The sequence below is a fragment of the Helicobacter salomonis genome (assembly GCF_900197775.1).
In the GTDB taxonomy this organism is placed as follows: Bacteria; Campylobacterota; Campylobacteria; order Campylobacterales; family Helicobacteraceae; genus Helicobacter; species Helicobacter salomonis.
On record NZ_FZMA01000039.1, the window covers coordinates 24881 to 50405 of the forward strand.

A 25525-nucleotide genomic window follows, 5' to 3' on the forward strand; every position below is an offset into this window, starting at 1 on the left:
ATGCCTCCTAGTTGAGATTGAGTTGTTGGCTATAGTCTATGGCTTGCGTGCTCAAGTTAAGCACCACCTCCTTTACCCCAAGTGCCCCGCACACTACGCAGCGATGACTCTCAAAAGGAGAGAGATTTTTGCAGGCATGGCATTGATAACTAAAATTTAGATTAATGGGGTATTTGTCTTTAAAAGTGTGGAACACCTCCAATTGTAAGTGTGCGCATGTGCCCTCCACAAAACCCTTGGCCACAAAAATCTCACGCACCTGTGGGTGCAGTTGAGTGAGCAGGGGCTGGACTTCCTCTAATTCCAAATCCCAAAGCAAATCCACACATTCCATGCCCTTTTCTAGGCGAGGAATCTCTTGTAAAAAAAGAGCTCTATGGTAGGTTTTACAATGCCGCAATGCGAGTTTGTAGAGAGTTTTATGTTTATGTCCCAAGGTTAAAATCCGCACACTCCGATCTTCAAGGGCCAAATCCTCCTGCATCAAAATTTGCATCTGCAGGTAGTGGTAAGTATCTAGTAGACCTTCTGCTTCCAACTCATCCAAACATTCTAGCACCTCTAAGGCTTTTTGAGGGGCGCAGAGGATTTCATACACCCGCACCATTTCTTTAAGTGCATCCGTGTTGCGCGGCTCGAGCCGTAAAACCTCTAACAAAATGTCATGCGCCTTTTGCACATAACCCAGAGCAATATAGGTTTGGGCTAGATTTTTTAAAAGAACGACGCGATCCTTGGGATATTTGGAGAGCAAAGAAAGGTAAATGGTGATCGCCTGCTCGCCATTGCCATGGCTACTATAGTGCTTGGCTAGAAAAAGCCATGTCTTGATCCCCAACACTTCTGATATGCTTTCTTTTTCTTTGGCCAAGAGTTGTTGCACCTCAAAGGCTAGATCGACGGGTGCATAGGAGAGAGAAAGGGCATCGAGGGCTTTGAGGTTTTTTTTGTGTTTGAAAAGGGAGCGGAAATGATCAATTAAGATCACAGCTCCGATCACGGCGATCAAGATCGCTACGCTGAAGAGCGAATCTTTGTAGACATAAGCTAGTTGCTCCACGCGATTTACTGGCGCAAAAACTTAATTTTGGCCTTGACGCGCAATTTTTCATAGTATTCGGCTAAGATTTTGTCCTGTTGTTCCTCAATGAGTTTATTAGCGATGAAGTTACGCGCCTGATTAAAAGAGACATCTTCTTTGCCTAATTTCTCTTGAATATAGAAAGAAACGAAATTCCCTCCGCCCGCGTTCAAAATCGGGGTAAAAGTATGCTCTTGGGTGCTCAAGAACATCTGAGCGATTTGGGGGTTGAGGGTTTTAACATTGATTTTTTCCTCAACTTTGGTAACACCTGGAACCTCTACATCCTTATTTTCCAGTGCCTTAGTGAGGGCTTGGGTGTCTTGAGCCGTGTAGCGGAGCGTAACAATCTCGCTGGGCACGCTGAATTCACTCTTGTGCGAATTATAGTATTCACGCATTTTAGTCTCATTATTTGTGTTGACATTGAAGAGCAGAATATTGCGTAAAAGTTCGCGCGTCTCTAGCTGCTTTTTGAGCTGGGCCTTGTAAGTAACAGGATCAATTCCCTCGCTAGCCAAAGTGCGCATAAAATCTTCTACATCCATACCATTGTGCTTGGCAATGCCCTCGATCTCAGCATCGATCTTATCGTCCTCAATGTCGATCTTGAGTCGCTTGATCTCTTGAGCTTGAATGCGTTGCAAAATAAGCTGGTTAATCGCTTGTTGTCGGCTGATATGGTGCTCTTTTTGCTGGGTTTCAATTTGATAGAGGGTGATAGGAGCATTGTTGACCGTGATGGCAATGCCCCCCACAATGCCATCTTTACGATCTTCTACAAAATCTTCATCTTGAGGTGTATTTTGTTCAGAATTCTCTTGAGTGGTTTTGGAGGGTGTCTCCTTGGGAGATTCTTGGGGTGTTTTGAGGGATTGGCGGATTTGCCGATCTAAGCTCCTAGTACCTTTGGTGCTTGAACCCTCCCCAGTAACTGACTCCACCTTGGAGTCTGCTGCTCGCATACCCGCGCATGCCAAACCTACAACTACCATGCATGCCAAGAAACGAGGGAAATGTAATTGTTGCAACGCTTCCTTCTTCTTATAATGAACTTTGGTGTGAGTGTAATATAACAGCACTAAGAACAAGATTAAGAGTGATATGAAAGGATAGGGGGAGTTTGGACCCAAGAGTCATCTCCCACGCGCTAAGACTCCTAGCTTTGGTTATGAGGAGTATGTCAAAAAGATATGGCTAGAGGTGTGTGTTATAATGTGATTCTTTTTTTCAAATAAGGACATATATGCACACATCGAATATCTTTGAAAAACTCACCCACCAGCTTAAGGAAAGCCTCGATCAGGCCTTGAGTTTAGCCCTGCACGCCAAAAACCAAGAGATCGAACCCATCCACCTTTTTTGGGCACTTTTAAGCAATAGTCAGTCTTTACTCAGCCATGCCTTGATTAAAATGGGCGTAGAGAAAGCCCCCTTAGAGCTAGAGGCTAGAAGTGTAGTAGATAGCCTGCCTAAGAGCTCGAGCGTGAGCGCGCAGGGGATTAACCTCAGTAAGAACCTCTTAGATGCCCTGCATAGTGCTTTGGGCTGGAGCGTGAAAAATGCGGATCAATTCGTGGCGGTGGACAGTTTTATTATCGCTAACGCCGCGCTTTTTAGCCAGTATTTTAAACAATTCTTAGATACCCCAGAGCTTGTCAAGACCTTAGAGAGCATGCGCAAGGGGGTGAAAATCAACCAGCCTAGCGATGATGCTACTTTGGAGGCATTAGAAAAATACGGGATCAATCTGACCACCAAAGCCCTAGAAAACACGCTGGACCCAGTCATCGGGCGCGATGAAGAGATTTTGCGCATGATGCAAATTTTAATCCGCAAGACCAAGAATAACCCCATTTTGCTAGGCGAACCCGGGGTAGGCAAAACCGCTATTGTGGAAGGACTAGCCCAGCGCATCGCCAAAAAAGAAGTGCCCTTGTCTTTACAGCACAAGCAAGTTGTCATGCTGGATTTGAGCATGCTCATTGCTGGGGCAAAGTATCGGGGAGAATTTGAGGAACGCCTAACTAAGGTGGTAGAGGAGGTCAAAAAAGCGGGCAATGTGATTTTATTCATCGATGAAATCCATACCATCGTGGGGGCAGGGGCAAGTGAGGGGAGCATGGACGCGGCTAACATCTTAAAGCCCGCCTTAGCGCGTGGGGAGTTGCACACCATCGGGGCGACTACGCTCAAAGAGTATCGCAAATACTTTGAAAAAGATAGCGCGCTCACGCGCCGCTTCCAGCCCATCGCCCTAGAAGAGCCTAGCGTGAATGAAACCTTGCAGATTCTAAGAGGACTCAAAGAGAATTTAGAGGCACACCACAATGTGAGTATCACCGATAGCGCGCTAGTAGCCAGTGCTAAACTCTCGCACCGCTATATCACTAACCGCTTTCTGCCCGATAAGGCGATCGATTTGATCGATGAGGCGGCTGCCGAGTTGAAAATGCAGATCGAATCCGAACCCTATCCCCTCTCCCACACCAAAAGATTAGTGCAACAACTAGAGGTAGAAAAACAAGCCTTGCTTATGGAGGAGAACCCTAGCAATAAACAACGCCTAGAGGAAGTGCAAAAGGAACTTAGCAACGCCCTAGAGGAAAAACAACGCTTAGAGGCGCAATTTGAAAATGAAAGACGGGTATTTAAGGACATCGCGCAGGCTAAGAACAATATTGAGAACTTGAGACGCGAATCCGAGCTAGCCAAACGCCAGTCCGAATTTGAAAAAGCGGCTAAAATTGATCATGGCGAGATTCCTAAGTTAGAACAGGCAGTGCGTGATTTAGAGGCACAATGGGCGCGCATGCAAGAGCATGGGAGCTTGTTGCAACACGCAGTTACTAAAGATAGTATCGCGCGCATTGTGAGCAAATGGACGCATATCCCAGTCCAAAAGATGTTGCAAGAGGAAAAGGACAAGATTTTACACATCGAGCAGGAGCTAGCTAAGAGTGTGATCGGGCAATCTCAAGCCATTAGCGCGATTGCTAAGGCCATTAAGCGCAATAAGGCAGGCTTGAGTGATCCCAATAAACCCATTGGGAGCTTTTTATTCCTAGGACCTACAGGTGTGGGTAAAACCCAAAGTGCCAAGACCTTAGCGCAATTTCTCTTTGATAGTCAGAAGAATTTGATTAGGCTGGACATGAGCGAGTACATGGAAAAGCACGCAGTGAGTCGCTTGGTGGGCGCACCCCCGGGGTATGTGGGCTATGAGGAGGGCGGACAGCTCACTGAAGCGGTTAGGCGTAGCCCTTATAGCGTGCTCCTCTTTGATGAGATTGAAAAGGCGCACCCGGAGGTGTTTAACATGCTCTTGCAGGTGCTCGATGAGGGGCGGCTTACAGATAATAAGGGCGTGGTGGTGGATTTTAAAAATACTATCATTATTTTGACTAGCAATATCGCTAGCGATAAAATCCTAGAGTATGAAAACATCCATGCCAAGCACAAGGCCGAACAAGAGGTGTTGAAAGCCTATGACATTGAGAGCGATCAGATCATGGAGCTGAGTGAAGAGCACGATAAACAAGCTATGGTGCAAGAAGCCCTGAAAGCCTACTTTAAGCCCGAATTTTTAAACCGCTTAGATGACATTGTGATCTTCAACCCTTTGCACTTGGAATCGATCATGCAAATTGTAGATTTGATGTTTGCGGATATTCAGGAGAAACTCAGCGAGCGGGGGGTGCAAATAGAGTTGAGCCCGCAGGCTAGAGAATACATCGCCAAAAGTGGCTTTGATCCCATCTATGGCGCGCGTCCCCTCAAACGCACTTTATACGATGAGGTAGAAGATCGCCTAGCCACGCTTCTGTTAGAAACAGATAGTGTCCATTTAGCTGATCAACATCTTCTCTTTGATGTAGAAGATGGTAAAATTATCATCAAGGAAGCTTAATGCGAAGTCTATCGCCTGCGCTATACCCTAACACTAACACTCCCGGATTTCTATGGGAAGTATGTCAAACGGAGTGCAGACATTCGACTCCACCTTCCAATCAATGGAGGTCGTATTGTGTATTACCCACAGCGTGTAAGCAAAGTCACTGAAGGAGTGTTGCGTGAGTTCTTTTTCTTTAGGTAGGCAAATCATTGTTTTGTGGACATTTTCCGTCATTGCTATGGGGGTGACTTTGCTCCTGTTTGCGCAAAGTAATCGAGAATCTGTTCAACGCGTACACGAACTGGTGAACATCGATCTAAAGCACTTGCTTGGAGAACAACTTAAACTCGCTACAGATGCGCTGGCGCACAGCATTTCTAACGCCATTAAAGATGTTCCCACGGAGGAAGGAAAAAGACAAGTTATTGCGCATATCCTCGATGGCTTTCGCTTTGAAGAGGATAAATCGGGTTACTTCTTTGCCTATGAGGAATATGTCCCATTTTACAATCCCAATGCGAAGGATAAACTAGGCACAAGTCTTAGAGATATCCAAGATAGAAATGGCGTATTCTACATCCAAGAACTCTACAAGGCCGCGATGGCAGGTGGGAATTTTGTTTACTATGTCTTCCCCAAACCCCTTTTAGAGGGAGGTACCCAAGACACGGACAAGGTGTCCTATGCACAAAAAATTGAAGGCACATCTAATTTGTGGATTGGCACAGGTGTCTACATGGATAATGTGACTCGGCGCTCGCAAGCAATCATTGATGAAATTGCGGGGAGCATGCGTTATCACTTTTACCTCTATGCTGCCATTGTCGTAGCGTTCCTACTACTAGTGGTTATGCCCTTATACTATCTGTTTTATCGTAAAATCACCAGGAATATTAAAACACTCAGTGGGGCTCTCAGGGATTTCTTCGCATTTGTCAACTATCGGGCCAAAAAAGAACCTAAAGAAATTGTGTTGCACTCTAAGGATGAGCTAGGTGAGATGGCGCGTGCACTTACACACAATGTCAAGGAAGCAGTGGGGCACTTCCAAGCCGATCAGCATTTTTCCAAAGACGCGTTGGATGTATTGGGTAATGTGCATACGGGGAATTTCACGCAGATTATCCACGCCCACGCAGCTAATCCCGAGCTCGAACGCTTAGGTAACGACCTCAATACCTTTTTCCAATTCTTGAATGATATGTTCCGCCATATCTGCACCACCATCCAAACCTACTCTAAAAATGATTTCCAAGCCGGCATTGATACAAGCAGTCTACAGGGCGGTTTTTTGCAATTGGCCAATGATATCAACACATTGCAACGTAGTATTGTGGATTCACTTAAACATTCCCTAGAATTCGCCCACGCACTCTATCAAGAGACCAATACACTCAATGAAACCACGCATCGACTACAAGACGCTTCCAAACAGCAAGTGAGTTCGTTAGAGCAGACCGTGAGTGCGTTGGGACAGATTAGCGGGTCCATGCAAAGTGTGAATGCCAAGAGTCAGGAGGTGATCGAACGATCGGAGGGGATTAAAAACATGGTACTCATCATCAATGAAATCGCCGATCAGATCACGCTTCTCGCTTTAAATGCTGCCATTGAAGCCGCACGGGCAGGCGAACACGGACGGGGATTTGCCGTGGTGGCCGATGAAGTGCGCAAACTCGCCGAGCGCACGCAAAAATCTTTGGGAGAAATTGAACTCAACACCCATTCCCTAACTCAATCCATCAACGAGGCTGCCAGTGCCATAGAGGAACAGACAGCAAGTATTACACAAATCAACAACGCGATGGAAACACTTGAGCAGACCATGATTCATAATGCCGAAATTGCTACCACATCTCTAAGCATTAGCAAGAATGTTCAGCACATTGCGCAAAATATCCTCAATGAGGCCAATAGCAAAAAGTTTTAAGGAAGGTTTAGTGATGCAAAAGGACACTCCAGAGTCCAAATTAGCAGAAGAGCGCGCTAGCGAGGATCGCCAAACACTCCCGCCCAATGTGATTCGCATAGAATGCGCAGATGGGTGCGAGGATTACATAGAAATTGTTTTTGATAAACCTGTTGAGGAAATTAGAAAAGAAATAGAGGAGGAAGAACGACGCAAACAACGAAGTTTGTGGGGTCGAATCAAGCGTTTTTTTCAAAGAGGTGAACGATAAAAACTCGCAATTGAGAATCCCCCTCCTTAGGCATATATACCTATGCCCTCAAAGACTTAGACTTCAGATGTCCTACAATTTCTTCAGCCTTATCCGTCTTTTCCCAGCTAAAGCCCTCGCGTCCAAAATGTCCATAAGTAGCAGTTTGGCGATAAATAGGGCGCAACAAGTCCAGGCTCTGCATAATCCCCTTAGGCGTGAGTTTAAAGAGGGCGCGCACGCAAGCCTCGAGCTGTTCGGGACTATAAGTACTCGTGCCATGTGCGTTGACATAGACGGATACGGGCTCTACAACGCCAATCGCATAGGCAAGTTGCACAGTCGCCCGATGGCATACCTTGCTTGCTACCAAATTTTTAGCAATATAGCGCGCCATGTAAGCTGCGCTGCGATCCACCTTAGAAGGGTCTTTACCACTAAAAGCCCCCCCTCCATGCGGGCAACTCCCTCCGTAAGTATCCACAATAATCTTGCGCCCCGTTAAACCCGCATCACCCTGTGGTCCGCCGATCACAAATTTACCAGTAGGGTTGATGTGGTAGGTGATATTATCGTTGAGAAACTCTTTTGGAAGCACTTTGTAGACAATTTCCTCAATCACCGCTTCTCTGAGGTGCTTTTGATCGACTTCAGGGCTGTGCTGGGTCGATACCACAATGGTGTCCACTCCCACGGGCTTATGCCCTTCATAGCGGATTGTAACCTGCGCCTTGCCATCAGGGCGCAAAAAGGGCAAGATGGCGCTCTTTCTGGCATGGGCGAGCGCGCGCGTGATAGAATGGGCTAAATCGATGGCTAGGGGCATATAGGAGGGGGTTTCATCGCAGGCGTAGCCAAACATCAAACCCTGATCTCCAGCACCCACCTCGCCATCGGCACGATCCACGCCCTGATTAATGTCCGGGCTCTGCTCGCCAATCCCATTGAGCACGGCAGCACTGCGGTAATCAAAGCCATAGAGCGCGTCGGTATAACCAATGTCACGCACTACCCCGCGCGCAATCTCTTGCATGGGAGCATAAACGCGAGTTTTGAGCTCGCCCGTGATCACGCAAAACCCATTGGCCAATAAGGTTTCACATGCCACACGCGCATGGGGGTCGCGCTCGATGATATAGTCTAAAATCGCATCACTGATCTGATCGGCCATTTTATCCGGATGCCCTTCGGTTACAGATTCCGAAGTAAAAAGATAGCGATCCATTAGCTAATCTGTGCAGCCACCTCGGCTGCAAAGTCCTCTTGTTTTTTCTCAATGCCTTCGCCCACCTCAAAACGCACATAAGCACTGATATTTAAGCAATCCTGTAACTGCGCGCTCTTTTCCTCCAGTACCTGCGCGATGGTCTTTTTATCGTCCATCACAAAAAACTGCCCCAGCAAGGTCAAACGTTGATCCAAGAGAGTGTTGTCGGCAATGAAGCGTTCCATTTTACCCGGGATGATTTTATCAAAGATTTTTTCGGGTTTGCCCTGGTCTTTGAGTTCTTGCTTGAACGCCTCTTCTTGAGCTTGCAATAGAGCAGGAGTGAGCTGGGCACGACTGACATAGGTTGGGATGTGTTTTAGAGGTTTGCCAAGTCGCTTAAGCTCTTCATTTTCCTTTTCTAGCTCTGCCACCAAGGCTAATTGTTCCTGAGCGATAAACTCGGGGCTAAAGGAGTGGTAATCTAACACTACAGGTTTCATAGCCGCAGCATGCATAGCAATTTGGCGGGCTAATTCCCTTAGGCTTTCTGTGTGCTTAGGGTCTTGATAGGCGATCTTGACAATCGCGCCCACGCGGTGGTTGGCATGCAAATACGCATGGACGACTTCCTTAGCTTCCGTATTCACATGAGCCAAACGCCTCACGACAATATTCTCGCCAATTTTAGCGATTGCGCCGTGTAGATAACTCTCATAGCTCTGCCCCTCTACAGAGGCCTTGTAGAGCGATTCCACACTCTCTACTCCTTGACTTTTCGCCACCTCTAAACTCTTGCTTACTAAGGCTTTAAAGTGATCGTTCTTAGCCACAAAATCCGTTTCGCTATTGATTTCTAGCATGATTGCCTGATGCGTGTCCACGCTCAAGGCCACAACCCCCTCGCGTGCCACGCGATCGGCTTTTTTAACTGCCTTGCTTAAACCCTTTTGGCGTAGATGTTCGATAGCCTTGTCTAAATCTCCAGCGCATTCCACTAAAGCCTTTTTGCAATCCATCATGGGCGCGTCTGTAATCTCGCGCAATTGCTTCACCTGTGCCGCGCTAATTTGACTCATGTTCTTCTCCTTCTTGGTATACTTCTTCTAACACCTCTTCGCGTTCTTGTGCGCTGACATGTTCGACTTCTTCGCTCCCCTCATGAGGTCTGCCCACTAATTCGCGTCCCTCTGTGATCGCCTCTGCCATTTCTTTACAGAAAAGGCGAATAGAGCGAATCGCATCGTCATTACCGGGGATGGGGTAGTCGACTAAATCGGGGTCGCAATTGGTGTCTAGGGGAGCGACAATGGGGATACCTAAGCGGCGCGCTTCCGCCACAGCGATTTTTTCCTTGACCACATCTACCACAAACATCATATCGGGCATTTGTTTCATGTGGCGCACCCCACCTAGATACTTCTCTAATTTTTCCTTCTTGCGCAAGATCATGAGCTTCTCTTTCTTGGTGAGCAGATCGATCTGCCCGCTGCTCTCCATCTCTTCCATGATCTCTAGCTTGCGCACGGATTTTCTAATAGTGCTGAAGTTGGTGAGCATGCCTCCCAACCAGCGGTAATTGACATAGGGCACATTGACTTGCATCGCGTATTCTTTGAGCGCATCGCTGGCCTGCTTTTTCGTGCCCACGAACATAATGGTTTTACCCTCTGCGCTGGCATCGCGCACCACATTATAGGTATAGCGGAAGTAACGCAGGGTTTTTTGCAGGTCGATGATGTGGATGTTCTTGCGCACTCCAAAGATAAAGCGGGCAGTTTTGGGATTCCAACGCCTTGTCTGGTGCCCAAAATGCACCCCACATTCCAATAAATCTTTCATTGTGATCATACTTAACTCCTTAAAGTTTTGCCGCCACACCCCTATGGATCACTCTAAGGCGGGGCGTGTGTGAATTTGTCATCAGACAAGCAGGCATTCTAACGCATGGCTTATAAAGCCAAGTTTAACTTAAAGAGGTGGCTAAAGCAGTCCGAGTAATTTGGCCACTCCTATGAGTAGTAAGGACAACCCCCAAAGCCAAAAGAAACTATAAGCAATGTGCCTGCCCATAGAGAGTTTGGCAAGCCCTAGTCCTAACCAAAGTGCGGGGGAAAGAGGAGAGACAAAAGTACCCAAAGTCGCGCCCACAAGCATGACATAACCCACACTTTGGGTCTCTACGCCTATGGGAGCTACTAGGCTGGCGACAATGGGATAGAGAGTGAAGTAATAACTATTGGTGTCCAAGATTAGTTTGAAGGGCACGCCCAAAGCCCCGACTATCCAATGCAAATAAGGCAAGATTGAAGCGGGTAAATAGTCGGTTAAATGCTTGGCGATGGCTTGCAACATGCCCGACCCGCTCAAAATCCCAATATACATGCCTGCGCTCAATAAGATCAAGACCATAGAAATCGCCTCTGGAGCATATTGCTTGATCTTATCCATGCGCGCTTTGGGGTTGGGGTAATTGATGAGCAGGGCCACACAAAGCGCGATCAAAAAGCAGAGTTCTGGGGGTAAAATTTTGCACACAACGGCTAACAACGCCAACAACGCTACACATAAATTAGCTAGAAAGTGCTTTGTTGCGCCCAAGTCCATACTGGGGGCATCTTCTAAGTTTTGAAGAGGTGCATTTTTCAAACGCCTTTGTTCTCTCCAGCCCAAGATCACCGCTAAAAAAAGCACACAGACCAGTCCGATAGCTTGCAAGGGTAATAAAGAGAAATACAGCGCGCTAGTTTCCACTCCTAATACACTGGCCACGCGCCCCAAAGGTCCACCCCATGGCAAGAGATTAGCCAAGCCCGCACTCATCGCTACCAGCAATACCAAAAGGTAGGGATTGAGATTGAGGCGTTTGTAAATGGGCAAGAGTGGGGGGATCACCACTAAAAAGGTGCTCGCTCCCGAGCCATCCAAGTGCGCAAGTGTAGCAATCACACAAGTGCCCACACAAATGGCGATCGCATTCCCTTTAGAGAGTGCAATAACGCCCCTGATTAGAGGGTTAAACAGCCCGACATCATTGAGAATCCCAAAAAAGAGAATAGCAAAGAGAAACATGAGGGCGATGTTAAAGACCTTATTGACCCCCTGCCTGAAATACGCAACCAAAACTTGGGTGTGATCTTGTAAACTACGGATAATGGAGTGAGTTTGCAACATGCTTTGCAAAGCGGATTCAAAGGAGGCTTGGATTTGCAGAGTTTTTAGGCCGGCTTGGTAGGCTTGGGTGATTTGTGTGGCATTAACCACTGGGTTTTTAACTTTTGGCTTGAGCTTGAGAGCTTGGTAAGCTGCTTGTGCAAAACGCTCAGAGGCATCGCCAGGCAGGGGTGTAGGGGCAACTTGACTTAAGAAATTTTGAATATAAGAATCTTGTAGAAGGTAGGCGTAGTTACTGGGAACAACCTTGTTCCCAGTAAGTCCACTCACTCCCCAAAAACCAAGCAAACCCACCAAAGGCAGGAGAGTCAAGGCGACCATGGGAGACAAGCGCTCGCGTAGCAGCGTGTAGATCAAAGCAACAATAATCGCGCAGGCAAAGAAAATTAACACCTACAAGCCTCTTTAAAATGCCCCCCAAAGGGAGGGGCGAAAAGTGGAACAAAAACCTGGATTAGGGGTGCGCATGGGCGTGGGGATGACTCGCGTGGGGATGGGCGTGGGGGTTTTTGTCCATGTTATGGGGATTGCCCTGTGCGCCCACATAACTAATCTTGCCATGCGCGTCAATGTCATAAGCCTGACCAAAGCCTTTCACAAAACGCCCACGCATAAATTCCAGCTTAATCAAGTGGAAGTCTTGCATGTGGCGGATTGCTTCAAGTCCCCTACCCTTGCCATGTTTGGCTAGAAAGTTATCGTAAACCCTATCAAACTCTGCGCCCCTCTCTACAAAATGCACACGAGTCTTATAGCGTAGGCGTTTGCGCAAAATGGGGGATTTTGCGCTGGCTTCGTCCTCTAAAAACATCACTTCTACATTTTCAGGGTGCGCTTTAAGACTGCTAAAATGCTCGGCCACTTCGCTCACATAAATGTAAAACTGGGTGCAATCGCCCTCTTGAGAAGAGAGCAGTGCACTATAAGAGCACACCACTTCATTTTGGGGGTTAAGGCTGGCTACACAGACACTGCTAAACCCATCCCTAAAAGCTTCTAAATCCGCGCGGACATTCTCTAAATCCGTGGTTTGGGGTATGGATTTACATAGCTCAATAATGGCATGTTTGATGTCCTCCATTTTAGCCACCTTGGCAGGGTAGTCGATTTTTTGCACCTGTTCTTCTGCCTTGTCTTTGAGCTTGTAGGCAATTTCAATAAACTCTGTGGTGGCGTTTTTCAAACGCACATCTAGCGCATCTTTGATCTGACCAAATTTGGCAAGCAAGCCTTTCATTTCCTGCACATGGTTTTGATTCATGTGATCGAGGATAAACTTCAAATCCATGGTAAAACTCCTAGTTAGAATTTAAGGCTTTATATCGTAGCATAGGAACATTAATTTAGGATTTACAAACCGCGTGCTAACGCGATCGGTGTAAAGCTACAGCCTATTTATCTAGGAGTTGCGCTATGGTGTGTGTTGTGTTAAGTGGAGGGAGTGGAAAGAGGTTGTGGCCTCTGAGTCGCGGCATCTTTCCTAAACAATTTCTCAAATTCTATCAGGGGCGAAGTCTTTTTGGCTTGGCTTTACAACGCCTAATTCACCAAGAGGCGCGTTTTTTAGTGGTGTGTAACCAGGCGCATTACTTTCATACCTTGGAGGAAGTGAGTCAGGCACATTTGGAGTCGCGCACCCAGTTTCTGCTAGAAAGCGCACCTAAAAACACCATGAACGCTTTGATTCTAGCCAGCCTAACTTGTGCTCCTGAGGAAATTCTCTGTATTAGTCCCACAGACCACCTCATGGATCAAGAGGCTTTACAAAACGCTTTGAACCAAGCCCGCCCTCTAGCTCAGCAAGGTAAGATGGTGTTGCTGGGAGTTGCCACTTCACCCAATAGCCAGTATGGTTTGATCGCATGCACACTTGCAGGGCAAATCGTAGACTTTGTAGAAAAACCCAGCGCAGAACAGATCGCCCAACTCTGCGCACAAAAGGATAGAAAATTTTTCATCAATAGCGGAATCTTTGTCTTTCAGGCTAAAGCGTTTTTACAAGAATGCGCCCTCCATGTCCCTGATATGCTCCAAGCCTGCCAAAAAATCTACGCTTCTGCCAAACACCTCCCCAATTTGATCAAATGCAACCACATGGAATCATTGGTGGAGGGCAGTGTGGATGTCTGTTTATGGCAACGCTCTAAAAATCTGGCACTGATCCCCTTTGAAGGTGCATGGCGTGATGTGGGACATTTTTTAAGTCTCAAGCAAAGTTTAGATGCGGATTCTAAGGGCAATGTCTGCCATCAGGGAATGCTAGAGATTCACGAAGCCACGAACAATTATGTTTTTGGCCTTCAGAATAAATTAGTGTGCTTGTTGGGAATAGAGGAGTGTGTGGTGGTGGATAGCAAAGATGCTTTACTCATCGCCCAGCAAAGTCATTTAGACGCGCTTAAAAGTGTTGTGAGCAAGCTCGAGCAGAGTCATCCTGATGTGGTCAAAACGCATGTCCTAGAATACCGCCCGTGGGGAAGCTTTGAGGTGCTCTTAGAACACCCCACTTTCAAGGTCAAACTCTTAGAGATCACCCCACATAAACGCCTGAGTTTGCAACGCCACCAACACCGCAGCGAGCACTGGGTCGTGGTGGAGGGAGTGGCAAGCGTGGTGCTTGAAGAGCAAAACTTAGAAGTGCATGCCAATGAGAGCGTATTTATCAAACAGGGGCAATTGCACAGATTAGGCAATAGTACCGATCAACCCTTAAGAATTTTAGAAGTGCAATGTGGGCTGTGTGATGAAAATGACATTGAACGCCTGGAAGATGATTACAAACGCCCTTAAAGGAAAAAGATGAAAAAAGTTGCCTTAATCACTGGAATCACCGGTCAAGATGGAAGTTATCTAGCGCGCTACCTTTTAGATTTAGACTATGAGGTGCATGGGGTGAAACGCCGCAGTTCTTCCTTTAACACCAGTAGGATTGATGGAATTTACCAAGATGTGCACAGCCAACACGCCCGCTTTTTTCTGCACTATGGTGATCTGACCGATTCGAGCAATATGATCAGCCTGATTGCCAAGGTGCGCCCCACAGAAATTTATAATCTAGCCGCTCAAAGCCATGTACAGGTTTCCTTTGAGATGCCCGAATACACGACTAATGTAGATGCTCTAGGGACTTTGCGCATTTTAGAGGCCATGCGCCTGCTCAATTTGCATGACACACGCTTTTATCAAGCCAGCACTTCGGAGCTTTACGGAGAAGTGTTACAGACCCCCCAAAATGAAAACACGCCCTTTAATCCACGAAGCCCCTACGCGGTGGCTAAACTCTATGGTTACTACATCACCAAAAACTACCGCGAGGCGTATAATATGTTCGCGCTGAATGGTATTTTATTTAACCATGAAAGCCCGGTACGTGGGGAAACCTTTGTTACACGCAAGATCACGATGGCGATCGCGCGCATGCTCCATGGCTTGCAGGAGTGTTTGTATTTAGGTAACCTGGATGCCCAGCGCGACTATGGACATGCTAAGGATTATGTGGTGGCGATGCACTTAATGTTACAACATGATACTCCTACAGATTATGTAGTCGCTAGCGGACAGACCATGAGTATTCGTGAATTTTGTGTCCGTTGTTTTGCCCAAGTGGGGGTGGAAATCGCCTTTGAGGGGCAGGGATTGGAGGAAAAGGGTGTGGTGGTAGGGTTTAAGCCCAACACTCTCTTCAAAGAAACCATGCCCTTGAAATTGCAGCAGGTAGTGATCCAAGTAGACCCGCGCTATTTCAGACCCACAGAAGTGGATTTACTCTTGGGGGATCCGAGTAAAATTGAGCGTGAATTGGGCTGGAAGCGCCATTTTAGTGTGGACGATCTGATTACCGACATGTTGGTTAGCGATCTTGCCCTAGCCAAAAAGGAAGCGTCATTGCGCTAAGACACAAAGCGCCCAGGTTTTTTCCACCACCCTCGCCTATATGCCCAGTAGAAAATCCCCGCGCGCACATAGGTTTCTGCACAGATGATGACAAAGAGCCACTTAACATCCATAGCACTTTTGAGCAGAATGTACATCGGAATGATGCGTAAACTCCAAAGGCTGATGGTGTTGATGTAGAGCGAAACTTTCGCCATCCCTGCACCCCGAAATGCCCCATCGAGCACGAACAAGAAAATCAAGGGCACTTGGGATACCCCTACCGCAGCTAAATACCACGATGCTACCTCGATCACGATAGCATTCTGCGTGAATACAGAGGCAAAGGGTTTGGCAAAAATCACCATGAGAACACCCAAAATCCCCAAGAGGGAGCCCGCCACTTTGAGAGTAGCGCGGATATAGTCCTGGGCGATGTGGACTTGATTAGCCCCCAGATTCTGCCCTACTAACACCATGCATGCAATGGTAAAGCCTAGTCCAGGCATGAAGCTAAAAGTTTCCACCCGCAAGCCCACCTGCATGCCTGCTAAAATCGCATCGCCATAGCTGGCAACAAATTTGGAAACTAGAGTCATCGAAAACAGACTCAAGAGTCGCTCAAAGCCAGAGGGCCAGCCCACATGCCATGTGCGCTTGAAAAATTTCCAATCAAAAATCCAGCGGAACTTTAAGGGAGTGTTTTTGAATGCAATGACTCCAAATAAAATGGCCAATTCTAAGAAGGATACGATCACATTAGCCCAAGCGGCTCCCGCGATGTCCAAGCGCACAAACCCCCAATCTCCAAAGATGAGGGCTTGGTTGAGGAACAAACAGATAGCACTCATAAACGCTTTAATGAGTAGAGGGGTTAAGGTATCAGAGAGGCTGGCTAGTGCAGCCACCATTACATTTTTGAGAAAAATAGCGGGCATAGCAAAAATAAAGATTTCTAGGTAGGTATGGGCTAGAGCGTTGGCCTGTGTGCTCACACCCATCCAAGGCACAAAAAACCCAATTCCTATAAAGCCCAGCACGCAAGCGAACACACAGAGCACGCCCGCACCCATTAAAATGCTAGAATACCCTACCGAAACGCTTTCTAAATCCTTTGCGCCTACAAGACGACTGAGCATGGCATTGGTGCCAATAAAAAAGATTGAATTGAGAGAGTAAAAAAGGAGCAGGTACTGCAAACCCACCCCCATGGCTACAATGTGCGTGTCTGAGAGTTTGCCCATGAAGACAATGGAAATAGCCAGCACAAAGATTTCTAAAAAATTATTGCTAGCAGAGGGCAGAGCCAGTTTGAGAATTTTTTTGAATTTTTCCATAAGGGTTATGCTAGCACATATTCACCCAATAATAAGTTTGCATGGGGTATAGTAGCTCTTCACCTCAATTTAAAGCATGCAGATGGAAGAAGTAGAAACCTCGCTTGGACGCAAAAAAATTTACAATCCTCACTCCGCAGAACCCGCCCAAGAGCGGCGTATTTTTGGAGGTAACCCTACTGGGATGTTCGATCTCAACCAGATCAAATACCAGTGGGCACACAAATTATGGAAGACGATGTTGCACAATACGTGGTTTCCTGAGGAAGTGGGTATGCAGGGAGATAAAACCCATTATCTCAAACTTAGCACGCAGGAAAAGATCGGCTACGATCGTGCTCTAGCCCAGCTTATCTTCATGGATAGCTTGCAGACCAATAACTTGATTGACAATATCAACCCCTTTATCACCAGTCCTGAGATCAATCTCTGTTTGGTGCGCCAAGCCTATGAAGAAGCCTTGCATAGCCATAGTTATGCGGTGATGGTGGAGAGCATCAGTGCTAATAGCGATGAGATTTATGAGATGTGGCGCACTGATGAGGCGTTGAAAAATAAAAACGATTGTGTAGCGCAAGTTTACATGGACTTAGCCCACACGCAGACAGAGCGTAATTTGCTCAAGGCGTTGTTTGCTAATCAAATTTTGGAGGGCATTTACTTTTACAGCGGGTTTAGCTTTTTTTACGCGCTGGCTAGAAGTGGCAAAATGCTCGGGTCCGCTCAAATGATTCGCTTCATCCAGCGCGATGAGGTGACTCACCTAGCTCTCTTTCAAAACATGATCAATGCACTCAAAAAAGAGCGTAAGGACCTTTTTACGCCCGATCTCATCGAAGAGGTTAGGGAGATGTTCCACCAAGCTGTGGAATTGGAGAGTGCATGGGGGGCTGTCATCACCCAGAATGAAATTCTGGATTTAAATCCTGTCAATTTGCGTGCTTATATCCAATACTTGGCAGATACGCGTTTGCATGCAGTAGGTTTGCCCAAGCTCTACCACACCAAGCACCCGATCAGATGGGTTGATCAGTTTTCTAACTTTAACGATCAACGCTCTAATTTCTTTGAAGCACGGGTGAGTAATTACGCTAAGGGCGCTTTGAGTTTTGAAGGGTTTTAATGCACCGCATCCAAAATGCCCATATGTGTGATAGCATTGCCAAACGCTTCCCCTTAGAAGAGAAGATCAGAGAGGCGATGTGTGCCATCAAGCGTGAGGAATTTGTGCCCTCCAAGCAACTTGCCTATACTCTTGATGCCCTGCCCATGGGTGCCGATCAATTCATCAGCTCACCCCTAACCGTGGCTAAAATGACCCAGTTTCTCAAACCCTATCAAGTGGATAGTGTGCTTGAGATTGGCTGTGGGAGCGGATATCAAGCTATGGTGCTTTCCAAACTCTTTCGCCGTGTATTCACCATTGAGCGCATTGAAAAACTCTTGTTAGAAGCCAAAGAGCGCTTTAGAAGATTGGGAGTAACCAATATCCACACCAAACTGGGTGATGGGCAGCAGGGGTGGGCTGATTACGCCCCCTACGATCGTATTCTCTTTTCCGCATGTGCGACCAGTATTCCTAGCGCATTGGTCGATCAGCTGGAGGAGGGTGGAATCTTGGTAGCGCCCATGGGCACACAGGATCAAAAAATCACGCGCTTTATCAAACAAAAAGGGCGCTTAGAAGTGGAGAGTGTGTTGGATAGCTGTTTGTTTGTGCCCATTGTAGATGGGGTTGAACGGGGGGTTTAGGGGGTTTTATGCGCATTGCCAAAGGCTATATGCTCAATGCCGTGGCTCAGGTGTTCTTCTCTTTCTTCTTGGTGCTCTTTTTCATTGCCTCCATTGTGATGCTTATTAGTATCGCCACGGTAACTTTGGTTGTCAAGCTCAGTGCGCTAGATCTCTTGCAACTCTACCTCTATCTTTTACCCGGAGCGATTTTTTTTATCATTCCCATCACCTTTTTTGGGGCATGTGTAATCGGGCTAGCCCGTCTTTCCTATGACCACGAATTGCTTGTATTCTTTTCCCTAGGGCTCGCGCCCAAACAGCTTGTGAAAGCTTTTTTGCCTCTGTGTTTAGTGGTGAGTGTCATTTTGCTGGTATTTTCCCTAATTTTAGTTCCTGCCTCCAAAAGTGCATATTATTCCTTCTTGCGTGATAAGAAGGAGCGAGTTGATGTGAATATCCAGGCGGGAGAATTTGGGCAAAAACTGGGGGATTGGTTGGTTTATGTGGGCAAAAATCAAGATGGCGTATTTAGTGATCTAGTGCTCTTTTCGCACAGGAGTTTAGTTGCGGAGAGTTTTATTATTGCTAAAGAGGGGAGAATCCGCAACCAACAGGGGCTTTTTGAATTGGTATTAGACCATGGCAATGCCTATTTTGCCACTAAGGATCAGGTACGCAAAGTGCACTTTAAAGAACTTATTTTAAAAAACAGGCCTGTATTCTCTGTTCGTTCAAATTCGGCTTACTTGCATGGACATGATTATGTAGACTACTGGAAAAAAGCCTTTGGGACAAATCCAGATAAGAACCAGCAACGCCGTTTTACTCAGGCTGTGCTTGTGGCTCTCTTTCCCTTAGTGAGTTTATTTCTTATCCCCTTATTTGGGATCGCCAATCCGCGCTATGCCAAGAATCTCTCTTATGTTTATGTATTAGTAGCTGTTGGGCTGTATTTTTTAGGCATGCACATTGTGAGTCAAGACGCGCCCCTAGTAGGCACCATCGCCCTGCCACTTCTCTGGACTTTGGGCTCTTACATGCTCTATCGGCGCGTGGTGGTGCGTTTCTATTGATACAGCGCTTTAGGATGCGCATTGCCTATGATGGGAGCGCCTTTCATGGCTACGCCAAACAACCTCATCTGTCCAGTGTGCAAGAAACTTTGGAATGCGCTCTGCAGAGTTTGGGAATCAAGGATACTTTATTGTGTGCAGGTAGAACAGATAAAGGAGTGCATGCCCTAGCCCAAGTGGTCTCTTTTTGCACCCCTCTGAGTTTACAAACTTTGCAAAGATACCTCCCCTCTAAACTTGCTCCGCACATTGTATGCAGAGGGTTAGAACCCGTACCACTAAATTTCCATCCCCGCTTTGATGCACGCATGCGCACCTATGGTTATGTGCTCAGTAAAACACTCCATAATCCATTTTTAAGCCGTTACATCACTCATTGCAATCATGGGAATTTAATGCAAATGCAAGAGGCGCTAGATTGCTTTATGGGCACACATGACTTCAAATTCTTCAGTAAAAAAGGAAGTGAGCCTGCTAATACGCAACGCCATATCTGTCATGCTCAATGCATGCAACGCATCTTCTTAGGAGTGCCCTGCGTATTCATCAAAATATGTGCACCCAGTTTTTTGCGCGCCCAAGTGCGCTTGATAGTGGGAGCGGCCTTGGCATACTCCCTGGGGTATTTACGCTTAGAACAACTCCAAACCCAGATTGATGCACAGCAACGCCATCACCACACCCCCGCCCCACCTCAAGGACTCTACCTGATGCGTGTTGCCTACTAGAAGGACTCTCTAATGTTATTTAAAATATGCCTAAACCCTGTTTTGCTAGTCATGTTGCCCTTATCGGCGCGCTCCTTGCTAGAGGTTTCCACCACTTTGGTACCCTACAAAAAACAATCCATCACTCTCCTGTCTGAGAACGATGCCTATGTCAATCCCATCGATCGCTATTATACAGCTGGCAATCGCATCGGCTATATCAGTAAGGAGTATAATTTTTGGGGAGCAGCCTACCACCAATCGTGGATGGCGTGGAGTCGCTATATCAGCCTGTTCTACAAGTCATCCAAAATGACGCGATTTGCATTCTCAGTAACCCAGAGCATTTACACGCCCTCACTCAAAAACTACTCTCAAAGAAATGTTGTGCTTCACGATCATCTCTATGCAGGTTGGTTTAGAGGCAGTTTAGGGATATTCCAGCGCAGCGCACGCAACTTGGAGAGTATTTTTATCTCCTTAGGGATGGTAGGCCCTGATTCTCTGGCACAAAAAATTCAAGATTGGATTCATGGCCAACGGGGGGACACAAAGTTTTTGGGTTGGTCTCACCAAATTCGCAATGAATGGATTTTTGAGTTTTCTTACCAGTGGTTGCGCAAAGTTCCCTTGCTACAAACGCGCTTCTTCTCTATAGACATGATCCCAGGAGCTAGGCTTACCCTAGGCAACGCTCTTAGCTATGTCAGACTGGGCAGTACGCTACGCATGGGCTACAACCTCGACACGGACTTTGGTCCCAATAAGATTAACAGCAATCTCAGCGGAGGATTTCCCTACAATAACAGATTATCTTTCTACGCATTCGCGGGGGTGAGTGGGAGCTACCAACCTCTTAATATTTTCGTGCAAGGTAACAGCCCACAAACACGCGGTGTTACGCGCCTCTCCCCTATCATCTACGCCCTAGAAGGAGGAATCGCCCTACTCTACAAGGGCTTTAGACTGGCCTTTATCGCTACCAACCTCAGTAAGACTTTTCTCGAACAACCCCAAAGCCACAATATCGGCACGGCGGAAGTGAGCTTCGCCTTTTAATTCACATACCAAGTTTAAATGTCATTTTCTAGGATTAGCTTCCGTGACACGGATGGTTCTACCCATAAAGTCCGTGTTGTCTAAACTACTAATTGCTTTGAGCGCGCCTTCATCCTCCATCTCTACAAAGCCAAACCCTTTAGGCCTTTTGGTTTCCCGATCCGCAATGAGTTTCACAGAATTTACCACTCCAAATTGACTAAAGAGTTCTCCAACCTCTTGCTCTGTGGCGCTATAAACTAAGTTCCCGACATAAATGTTCTTCAAGTGCTCTCTCCGCAAAATTTCTATCTAGCTGACGCTAAAAGACCCAGGGATTATACCCTAATGTAGCTTAAATTATCCTCACTCGTTACGCAGCACCGCAAGCGCGTCTACACTAGCTGCTTTAAGAGCAGGATAGTAGGAAGAAAGTGCGACAATGAAGATCGCACCCACCAGAGTGCCAAGAAAATCTGCCATCGACAAATCTAAAGGCAATTTATCCATGCCATAGACATCAGCAGGAAGTGAGATAATAGGAAAATGTGTCAAAAATGCCATCGCCCCCCAAGCTAAAAGCACTCCTAGAATGATCCCACTCCCTCCAATCACACTGCCCAAGACAAAAAAACTTTGCTTAATTTCCTGTGTGCTAGCCCCAAGACTGAGTAACAGCGCAATCTCTTTACGACGATGCATCACTACCATGAGCAAGGAGCTGATAATATTTAAAGAGGCCATTAAAATAATCAACATCAAGACAATGAATAGGGCGCGTTTCTCTAAGGCCATTGCCGAGAAAAAGTTACCATTCTGTTGCCACCACCCCTCAACACCGATGCCATGATTGGGGATTTCTCTAAGCGCATCTTGAATTTTAGGCATTTCTTCCATTGCATCTTGTGCATACACATGAATACCATCATACACCCCAGAGGGCAGATTTCTGATCGCACTCAAGGCCTCTAAATTCGTGTAGAGGTAGCTATTGTCATAAGCCCTTAATCCTGATTCAAACATGCCATCTATATCAAAGCGTTTCATCGTGGGAGAGAGTACAAAACCCGTAGGTTCTAATTTTGTAAAAAACAGGTCTAATTTTTTGGCATTTCCCAACATCAAGGATTCTTTAAGAGTTTTGCCCACAATTAAATGGAAAGGTGTACTTTTAAAGTGCTGCAAAGTATTTGCATCAAACGCTTTTTTCAAAACACTATTGATTTGCAATTCTTTATCAATGTCCACCCCAAAGAGCAAGCCCCCATTTACCGTGCCATTGAAACGCGCCACGACCTGCATCTGCAAATAGGGGCTAAAGATCAGGTGGGGAAATTTGCGCTCTAAGGCTTCTAGGGTGCTCTGTTCAATCCCCGAATAACTCGTAGAATAAAGAGTTAAGGGATAATTCATTACAAAGAGCTTATTTTCAAATTCCTTGTTCATCCCATTCATGATCGCCATGGCTACAATGAGCACCATCACCCCCACCCCCACCCCCAAAAATGCCAAGAGGGCCGTGATACTGATGAAGGGCTGATTCCTATCAAAGCGCAGGTAGCGGCGCACTAAAAAGCGCACTAAAGAAGAAGTGGGTTGAATCATCGGGGCTTAGAAAAAATCCCTTTTTTAGGACCGCTCCTGCCATGGCAATGTTTATATTTCTTGCCACTCCCGCAATGACAAGGCTCATTTCTGGAAATACTTTTGGAGGGGTCCTTGACCTTACCCACAGCCGTGGAGTCCATGTTAGCTAGCTTGTCTGATTCCATTTCCCAATTGCTCAAAGCCAATTCAATCTCTGAGCTGTTGAAGTTCAATTCTTCCTGGGCCCCCTCTACATCACTGAAGAATCTTTGGGCATCCTCATGGGTGCTTGCACTCAGTTCGAGCTTGTGAAAAGTCTTAATGGCCTCTAATTTGATCGAGTCGATGAGTTCCAAAAAGAGATTATAGCTCTCTTTTTTATACTCGACTAGGGGGTCTTTCTGGTTATAACCCCTAAGCCCAATGCCTGTTTTGAGATTATCCATGGTGTAGAGGTGTTCGCGCCACGCATTGTCCAAGATTTGCAAGTAAATGATGCGCTCAATTTTATTGCGATCCTCGACCTGCTCCATCTTGGCTTGGTATTGTGTCTCCAAGGCATCGATAATGAACGCTTCCAGTCCCGCCATACTCTCCTCTTTGAGGTCTTTAAAGTCAATATGGGCGTTAAATTCTTCTTGCAAGACATGGGCAATGCTCTCCAAATCCTGTGTATCAAAATCTTGTGACTCAAAAGCCTGTTGGTTCTCTAAAATCTTCATCACCGCATATTGCCGATTTTCCTCAATACGCGCGCTGATATCGTAATCATCATCCAGCAATTCATTGCGAAATTTGTAAACGGTCTTGCGTTGCTCATTAGCCACATCATCGTATTCTAAAAGGTGTTTACGGCTTTCAAAATGCAGGGCCTCCACTTTTTTTTGGGCGTTCTCCACAGAACGAGTCACAAGTTTGGATTCGATGTATTCTCCATCTTTTAACCCTAGTTTTTCCATCACTCCTTTAATGCGATCGCTTCCAAAAATACGCAATAAGCTATCTTCAAGGCTCAAATAAAATTGACTCACTCCCGGGTCACCTTGCCGTCCAGAACGCCCTCGAAGCTGGTTGTCAATGCGCCTGCTCTCATGTCGCTCTGTGCCAATGATATAGAGTCCACCCAATTCCTTGATCTCATCGCTCAATTTAATGTCCACACCCCGCCCTGCCATATTAGTGGCAATGGTAACTGCGCCTTTGAGCCCTGCATCTTTGATAATCTCGGCTTCCTTGGTGTGCTGTTTAGCATTTAGCACGGTGTGAGGGATGCGTTCTTGTTGCAAGAGCGCATGCAAGACCTCGCTTTTTTGGATGCTCGCTGTGCCCACAAGCACAGGTTGCCCTTTTGCATGCAACTCCTTGATCTTGGCGATCACGGCCTCAAATTTCTCTTTTTCACTTTTGTAGATGAGATCATTAAGGTCTTTGCGATGGATAGGAATGTTGGTGGGAATGGAGATGACCTCTAAATTATAAATTTCTAAAAACTCTGTGGCCTCCGTCTGCGCCGTACCCGTCATGCCTGCTATTTTGTCATAGAGTCTAAAATAGTTTTGAAAAGTGATATCTGCAAGCGTTTGACTCTCCTCCTTAATGCGCACATGTTCTTTGGCTTCCAGGGCTTGGTGCAACCCTTCGCTAAAACGCCGTCCTTCACTCAAACGCCCTGTAAATTCGTCCACAATCACCACTTCCTCATTAGCCACCACATAATCCTTATCCCGCACGAATAGATAATGTGCTTTGAGGGCCTGATCTAAATGGTGTGAAAGAATGGCGTTGTCCAGACTATAAAGATTGTCTACCCCAAAGAGTTCTTCGGCCTTTTTAATGCCTTCTTCGGTGATGAGAATCACGCGATTCTTTTCATCAATCGTAAAATCCGTGTTGAGTTCTAGGTTTTGGGCGACCATGTTGGCGCGCTCGTAATTTTCCATGCGTTTATTCACGGGCCCTGAGATAATCAAGGGCGTGCGCGCCTCATCAATCAAAATCGAATCCACCTCATCAATGATGGCAAAGGCATGCTCTTTTTGCACCTTTTGCTCTAAGGAGTATTTCATGTTATCGCGCAGGTAATCAAAGCCAAATTCATTATTTGTCCCATAGACAATGTCATTAGCATAGATTTCCAGGCGTTCTTCATCAAAACTTCCCCCTACCACAACCCCCACACTATAGCCCAAGAAGTTGTAGAGGGGTTCCATCTCCTTAGCATCACGCTGGGCTAAGTAGTCATTGACTGTAACTACATGCACACTCTGTCCACTCATTGCATGCAAACTGACTGCCAAAGTCGCCACTAAGGTCTTGCCTTCACCTGTCTTCATCTCGGCAATCTTGCCTTCATGCAAGACCATGCCCCCGATGAGTTGTACATCAAAATGGCGCATGCCCAAAACCCGCTTAGAAGCCTCGCGCGTGATTGCAAAACTCTGGCATAGGACTTCATCTAAACTCTTCTCTTGGGCGCGTACCTGGACTTTCAAACTCTCAAAGCAGTTTCGTAATTCTACATCGCTAAGAACACTGCACTCCTTTTCCAGCGCATTAATGCGTGCTACGCGTTGCTGATACACTCTAATGGCGCGTTGATTCTTGGTGCCGATAATCTTACTGACGAGGGTTTTAATCATTGTGAGTATCCATGTCGTTTT

Annotated in this window: 21 protein-coding genes; 10 read left to right on the forward strand and 11 right to left on the reverse strand. The window is 46.5% G+C overall.

Going from position 1 to position 25525, the window contains the following annotated elements:
* Window positions 1-7: 7 nt before the first annotated feature.
* Window positions 8-1060 carry a tetratricopeptide repeat protein gene (locus C6H04_RS06320; RefSeq protein WP_104695361.1) on the reverse strand — a complete coding sequence of 351 codons (1053 nt, stop codon included), beginning with the start codon at window positions 1058-1060 and terminating at the stop codon, window positions 8-10.
* Window positions 1061-1065: 5 nt separating this feature from the next.
* Entirely contained in the window at window positions 1066-2112 is a 1047-nt protein-coding gene (locus tag C6H04_RS06325) for a peptidylprolyl isomerase (RefSeq protein WP_233709681.1), read from the reverse strand.
* 215 nt (window positions 2113-2327) lie between these two features.
* Between C6H04_RS06325 and C6H04_RS06330 the strand changes: the two genes are divergently transcribed.
* The 3 genes from C6H04_RS06330 (at window position 2328) to C6H04_RS06340 (ending at window position 7156) form a co-directional block, all read left to right on the forward strand.
* Window positions 2328-4991 (forward strand): ATP-dependent Clp protease ATP-binding subunit, encoded by a 2664-nt coding sequence (locus C6H04_RS06330; protein WP_104732651.1) that lies wholly within the window; start codon window positions 2328-2330, stop codon window positions 4989-4991.
* 163 nt (window positions 4992-5154) lie between these two features.
* Window positions 5155-6906, forward strand: a complete 1752-nt coding sequence (locus tag C6H04_RS06335) for a methyl-accepting chemotaxis protein (protein ID WP_104732652.1) — start codon at window positions 5155-5157, stop codon at window positions 6904-6906.
* Window positions 6907-6919: 13 nt separating this feature from the next.
* The gene (locus C6H04_RS06340) at window positions 6920-7156 is read left to right on the forward strand and encodes a hypothetical protein (protein ID WP_158653026.1); all 237 of its coding nucleotides are present in this window, start codon (window positions 6920-6922) and stop codon (window positions 7154-7156) included.
* A gap of 40 nt (window positions 7157-7196) precedes the next feature.
* Here the strand turns inward: C6H04_RS06340 and metK are convergent, their stop codons facing one another.
* The 5 genes from metK to C6H04_RS06365 all read right to left on the reverse strand — a co-directional run bounded on the left by metK (window position 7197) and on the right by C6H04_RS06365 (window position 12804).
* A complete protein-coding gene (gene metK / locus C6H04_RS06345) occupies window positions 7197-8360 on the reverse strand; it encodes a methionine adenosyltransferase (RefSeq protein ID WP_104695357.1) in 1164 nt (387 codons plus the stop codon).
* A complete protein-coding gene (gene tsf / locus C6H04_RS06350; protein ID WP_104732653.1) occupies window positions 8360-9421 on the reverse strand; it encodes a translation elongation factor Ts in 1062 nt (353 codons plus the stop codon). Before tsf ends, metK begins: the two co-directional genes overlap by 1 nt.
* Window positions 9408-10193 (reverse strand): 30S ribosomal protein S2, encoded by a 786-nt coding sequence (gene rpsB / locus C6H04_RS06355; protein WP_199766087.1) that lies wholly within the window; start codon window positions 10191-10193, stop codon window positions 9408-9410. The genes tsf and rpsB overlap by 14 nt, the downstream gene beginning before the upstream one ends.
* Window positions 10194-10325: 132 nt before the next feature.
* On the reverse strand, window positions 10326-11909 hold the full coding sequence (locus tag C6H04_RS06360) for a CitMHS family transporter (protein WP_233711874.1): 1584 nt from the start codon (window positions 11907-11909) through the stop codon (window positions 10326-10328).
* 61 nt (window positions 11910-11970) lie between these two features.
* A complete protein-coding gene (locus tag C6H04_RS06365; RefSeq protein WP_104695355.1) occupies window positions 11971-12804 on the reverse strand; it encodes a HugZ family heme oxygenase in 834 nt (277 codons plus the stop codon).
* Window positions 12805-12929: 125 nt separating this feature from the next.
* Between C6H04_RS06365 and C6H04_RS06370 the strand changes: the two genes are divergently transcribed.
* Together C6H04_RS06370 and gmd are read left to right on the forward strand one after the other, a co-directional pair.
* Window positions 12930-14306, forward strand: coding sequence for a sugar phosphate nucleotidyltransferase (locus tag C6H04_RS06370; protein ID WP_104732654.1), 1377 nt, complete (start codon window positions 12930-12932; stop codon window positions 14304-14306).
* Between the two features lie 9 nt (window positions 14307-14315).
* Complete coding sequence (gene gmd, locus C6H04_RS06375) at window positions 14316-15410, forward strand: GDP-mannose 4,6-dehydratase (protein ID WP_104695353.1); 1095 nt, start codon at window positions 14316-14318, stop codon at window positions 15408-15410.
* On the opposite strand, the gene C6H04_RS06380 is transcribed toward gmd, so the two are convergent.
* Entirely contained in the window at window positions 15407-16726 is a 1320-nt protein-coding gene (locus C6H04_RS06380) for an MATE family efflux transporter (protein WP_104732655.1), read from the reverse strand. The genes gmd and C6H04_RS06380 overlap by 4 nt on opposite strands.
* A gap of 82 nt (window positions 16727-16808) precedes the next feature.
* On the opposite strand from C6H04_RS06380, the gene C6H04_RS06385 reads away from it, so the two are divergent.
* The 5 genes from C6H04_RS06385 to C6H04_RS06405 are packed head-to-tail and all read left to right on the forward strand — an operon-like array spanning window position 16809 to window position 21299.
* A complete protein-coding gene (locus tag C6H04_RS06385) occupies window positions 16809-17849 on the forward strand; it encodes a ribonucleotide-diphosphate reductase subunit beta (protein ID WP_104695351.1) in 1041 nt (346 codons plus the stop codon).
* Window positions 17849-18478: a protein-L-isoaspartate(D-aspartate) O-methyltransferase gene (locus tag C6H04_RS06390; RefSeq protein ID WP_104695350.1), complete on the forward strand. Its 630-nt coding sequence runs from the start codon at window positions 17849-17851 to the stop codon at window positions 18476-18478. The genes C6H04_RS06385 and C6H04_RS06390 overlap by 1 nt, the downstream gene beginning before the upstream one ends.
* A gap of 14 nt (window positions 18479-18492) precedes the next feature.
* A complete protein-coding gene (locus C6H04_RS06395) occupies window positions 18493-19533 on the forward strand; it encodes an LptF/LptG family permease (RefSeq protein WP_104695381.1) in 1041 nt (346 codons plus the stop codon).
* 14 nt (window positions 19534-19547) lie between these two features.
* Window positions 19548-20261 carry a tRNA pseudouridine(38-40) synthase TruA gene (truA, locus tag C6H04_RS06400; RefSeq protein WP_233709679.1) on the forward strand — a complete coding sequence of 238 codons (714 nt, stop codon included), beginning with the start codon at window positions 19548-19550 and terminating at the stop codon, window positions 20259-20261.
* Between the two features lie 12 nt (window positions 20262-20273).
* Window positions 20274-21299, forward strand: a complete 1026-nt coding sequence (locus C6H04_RS06405; RefSeq protein ID WP_104732656.1) for a lipid A deacylase LpxR family protein — start codon at window positions 20274-20276, stop codon at window positions 21297-21299.
* A gap of 21 nt (window positions 21300-21320) precedes the next feature.
* On the opposite strand, the gene rbp is transcribed toward C6H04_RS06405, so the two are convergent.
* The 3 genes from rbp to secA all read right to left on the reverse strand — a co-directional run bounded on the left by rbp (window position 21321) and on the right by secA (window position 25504).
* A complete protein-coding gene (gene rbp, locus C6H04_RS06410; RefSeq protein ID WP_104695348.1) occupies window positions 21321-21566 on the reverse strand; it encodes an RNA-binding regulator in 246 nt (81 codons plus the stop codon).
* A 78-nt stretch (window positions 21567-21644) separates the two neighbouring features.
* On the reverse strand, window positions 21645-22883 hold the full coding sequence (locus C6H04_RS06415) for an FtsX-like permease family protein (RefSeq protein ID WP_104732657.1): 1239 nt from the start codon (window positions 22881-22883) through the stop codon (window positions 21645-21647).
* Window positions 22880-25504, reverse strand: coding sequence for a preprotein translocase subunit SecA (gene secA / locus C6H04_RS06420; protein WP_104732658.1), 2625 nt, complete (start codon window positions 25502-25504; stop codon window positions 22880-22882). The genes C6H04_RS06415 and secA overlap by 4 nt, the downstream gene beginning before the upstream one ends.
* Between the last annotated feature and the right edge of the window lie 21 nt (window positions 25505-25525).